This window comes from Telluria sp. AZSoR62 (assembly GCF_058111565.1).
In genome coordinates this window covers 1-280 of record NZ_JBYTST010000272.1, presented here as the reverse complement: position 1 = coordinate 280, position 280 = coordinate 1, and the positions used below count along the sequence as shown (strand labels likewise).

At 54.6% G+C, this 280-nt stretch carries 1 protein-coding gene; it reads left to right on the top strand.

Annotated elements, in window-relative coordinates:
- A partial coding sequence (locus AC3XQU_RS23780) for a hypothetical protein (RefSeq protein ID WP_489876599.1) occupies positions 1-280 on the top strand: 280 nt, incomplete at both ends.

Below are 280 nucleotides of genomic sequence, written 5' to 3'. Positions count from 1 at the left end.
AGTTGATCGACGTCATCGTGTGGTTGGTCAACACGATTCTTCCTCCGTTGACGACAGCGATCGTCTGGATCGCCGAGCACGTCCTACCGCTCGTGATCGAAGGGATCCGAAACTTCGCGCAAACATGGGGCGACAAGCTCACCGAAGCTAAAGACGCGATGCAGAAAGCGAAGGACTTCCTGTCCGACCGATTCGAGGACGTCAAATCAGCACTGACGACCCTGAAGGAATTCTTCGGCTCAGTTGTGGACGGCATCGGAAACATTTGGGACGGACTGAA